The following is a 3,448-nucleotide window of genomic DNA, read 5'->3' as shown; positions in this document are numbered from 1 at the left end:
CGCTGTTGCCGGCGACGTGGCCGTAGTTGTCGTTGTAGAGCTTGAAATTGTCGACGTCGATCAGCAGCAGCGAAATCTCTTGCTGCACGCGCTTGGCGCGCTTCCATTCCGCGTTCAGATAGTCGTCGAAATAACGCCGGTTGGCGATGCTGGTCAGGCCGTCGGTGTTGGTCAGGCGCTGCAACTCGAAATTGCTCTTCTGCAGTTGCTGCTGGCTCTCGCGCAGGGCGCGGTAGGCAGCGTCGCGTTGCAGCAGGTTGTTGTACGAGCGCGAGTGGTAGCGGATGCGCGCGATCAGTTCGATCGTGTCCGGCAGCTTCACCATGTAATCGTTGACGCCGGTGGCGAAGGCATCGCGCTTGACCAGCGCGTCTTCCTTGCTCGACAGCACGATGATGGGAATATCCATCGTCAGCGGATTGCTGCGGTACTGTTTCACCAGCGTGAGGCCGTCGACGCCGGGCATCACCAGATCCTGCAGGATCACGGTGGGCTGGGTCTTTTCGGCGATGCCCAGAGCGTCTTCGGCACGCGGGCAGAAATGGAAATCGATGTCGGATTCGGTCAACAACGCGCGTCGGATCGCTTCACCGACCATGGCCTGGTCATCGACCAGCAACACCATGATCTTGTAGTCGGCCGGCGGCAGTCGTATGCCGAGGTCGCTGTCGTTACTGTCATTACCGGTAAGAGTCGGGGACTCCATGTTGTCTTTCCTTTGCATCATGTAAATTGACTGGCCAGCGCCTTGGCGATGTTCGCTATCGGCAGGATTTCGGTGGCGGCATCGAGCGCGGCAGCCGCCTTCGGCATGCCGTAGACAGAACTGCTCTCGCGATCCTGGGCGATTGTGTGATAGCCCGCGTCGCGCATGGCTTTCAGGCCGACGGCGCCGGGCAGGATTTCGGTGGCGGCATCGAGCGCGGCAGCCGCCTTCGGCATGCCGTAGACAGAACTGCTCTCGCGATCCTGGGCGATTGTGTGATAGCCCGCGTCGCGCATGGCTTTCAGGCCGACGGCGCCGTGGGCGCCGTCCCGCCCCATGCCGGTCAGCAAAACGCCCACCGCCTGGCCGCGCCACTGCCGCACCACGCTGTTGAAGAACACATCGATCGAAGGATGGTAGACATCTTCGGGCGACTCCCGCACGTAGCCCAGGCTATCGCGATTCCTGAACAGCAAATGCTGATTGGTGCCGGCCATCAGCACCGTGCCGCATTGCGGACGGTCGCCCTCTTGCGCCACTTTTACCTTCAGCCCGCTCTGCTGCTCCAGCCAGCCCGCCATGCCGCCGGCAAAACCAGGATCGATGTGCTGCACGATCACGATGGCCGCCGGAAAAGCATCGGGCAGTTGCCGCAGGATAGTGGCCAGCGCGCCCGGCCCGCCGGCCGAGGCGCCGATCGCCACGAGCTTGTCGGATGCTATCGGTAGCGCCGGCATCAATGGCGTCGTCTTCGGCTCGGTCTTCACGCGGGCGGCCGGCGATCGCACCGGCTTGCGTTCCATGCGGCCAATACGGGATATCTTTTCCATCAGGACAGCCGAACCCTGGCGCCAGTCGCTTCCCGACAGCGCCGGGGTATCGACGGCATCGAGCGCGCCATGGCCGAGCGCCTGGTAGACCTTGTCGGCGCAGGCGCCGATGTCGGCCGTGACGATCAGGATCGGGCACGGCGTCTGTTGCATGATGCGGCGCGTGGCTTCGACGCCGTCCACACCCGGCATGACGATATCCATCAGGATGAGGTCCGGCAATTGCCAGGCGCACAGTTCAACCGCCTGCGCGCCGTCCTGCGCCACCCACAGCAACTGGTGTTCGGGCCACTCCGCCAGAACGCGGCGCAGGATCTCGACCACCATGGGGACGTCGTTGACGATGGCGATCTTCATCAGGCCGCTCCGATCAGATCGACCACCGCCTGCAGCAGCGTCTCGTCATGGAAACTGCTCTTGGTGAAATAGTGATCGGCGCCGGCTTCGAGCCCGCGCTGGCGATCTTCTTCACGGTCCTTGTACGACACGATCATCACCGGCAGGCTGCGCAGGTGCGACGCCTGACGAATCAGCGTGACGAGCTCGATACCGTCCATGCGCGGCATGTCGATGTCGGTGATGACGAGGTCGAACTGCTCGGTGCGCACGGCATTCCAGCCGTCCATGCCGTCGACTGCAACGGTGACCTGGTAACCGCGGTTGCTCAACAGCTTGCGCTCCAGTTCGCGCACCGTCAGCGAATCATCCACCACCAGTACTTTCTTGCGCGCCACGCCGGTATCTTCAGCGGTCGCCTGGCCGACGTTTTCGAGCTGGCCGGCGAGACTGAGCTTTTCCACCGAACGCAGCATGTCGGCCACGTCCAGGATCAGCACCGGCGCGCCGTCTTCCATCAGGGCGCCGGCCTGCACGTTGGGAATCTTGCCCAGGCGCGCGTCGAGCGCCTGCACCACCAGCATGCGCTCACCGAGGAAGCGATCCACCGCCAGCCCATACGTGTGCTCGTTGTCGCCGATGACCACCACCATGACCGACTCGCCCTTTGCCCGCAACTCTCCCTTTTGCAGGATCTGGTGAGCGCTGACGAGACCGATCTGGCGCCCTTCGAAACTGAAATGCTGGTAACCCTCGAGCATGTCCAGTTCTTCGCGCTGCAACGCCAGCGTGCGGTTGACGTAAGCCAGCGGGAACGCATACGGCTCGCCGCCGATGCTGACCAGCAAGCTGCGGATCACCGACAGCGTCAGCGGCAATTGCAGCTGGAAGCGCGTGCCCTGCCCGGCCGTGCTGGCGATGCGCACCGTACCGCGCACCTGCTTGAGCATGTCGGCGACAACGTCGAGGCCGACGCCGCGACCGGAAATATCGGTGACCGTGTCGCGCAGACTGAAGCCGGGCAGCAGCAGGAATTCCAGCAACTCGGCTTCACTCAGGCGCGCGACGATGTCCTCGGTCGACAGCCTGCGTGCGACGATGGCCTTCTTCAATTGCGCCATGTCGATGCCGGCGCCGTCGTCGCTGACATTGACCTGCAGCATGCCGGCGCTGTGGCGCGCCTCCAGCGTGATGCGGCCCTGCTCCGGCTTGCCGGCCTGCAGGCGCTCCTGCGGCGATTCGATGCCATGGTCAACGGCGTTGCGCAACAGGTGACCGATCGGGGCATCGAGTTTTTCCAGGATATCGCGGTCGATCCGGGTAGCGTGGCCGACAATGTCCAGCCGCACCGACTTGCCCAGCGTATTGCCGACATCGCGCACCATGCGCGCCAGTCCCGCCGTGCCATCGGCAAAGGGCCGCATGCGGCAGGCCAGCGCCTCTTCGTAGAGACGCTGCGACAGATTGACGGAATGACGGTCGAACATTTCCAGCTCTGCCAGCTGGTCGCCGACCATGTGCTGCGATTGCAGCATCAGCGCGCGCACTTCGTTGAGCGCGACTTGCGCGGCGTCGC

At 63.7% G+C, this 3,448-nt stretch carries 3 protein-coding genes; all 3 read right to left on the bottom strand.

Annotated features, from left to right (window positions below):
* On the bottom strand, positions 1-625 hold a 625-nt coding region (locus tag HLUSI_RS0124860; protein ID WP_193365595.1), incomplete at its 3' end, for a diguanylate cyclase.
* Between the two features lie 98 nt (positions 626-723).
* Positions 724-1,893, bottom strand: coding sequence for a chemotaxis response regulator protein-glutamate methylesterase (gene cheB / locus HLUSI_RS0124855; protein ID WP_016836509.1), 1,170 nt, complete (start codon positions 1,891-1,893; stop codon positions 724-726).
* A partial coding sequence (locus HLUSI_RS0124850) for a hybrid sensor histidine kinase/response regulator (protein WP_016836508.1) occupies positions 1,893-3,448 on the bottom strand: 1,556 nt, incomplete at its 5' end. The genes HLUSI_RS0124850 and cheB, both read right to left, overlap by 1 nt.

Origin of the sequence: Herbaspirillum lusitanum P6-12 (assembly GCF_000256565.1) — a bacterium.
GTDB lineage: Bacteria > Pseudomonadota > Gammaproteobacteria > Burkholderiales > Burkholderiaceae_D > Herbaspirillum > Herbaspirillum lusitanum.
The sequence above is the reverse complement of the archived record's forward strand: the minus strand, read 5'-3'. Positions and strand labels throughout refer to the sequence as shown.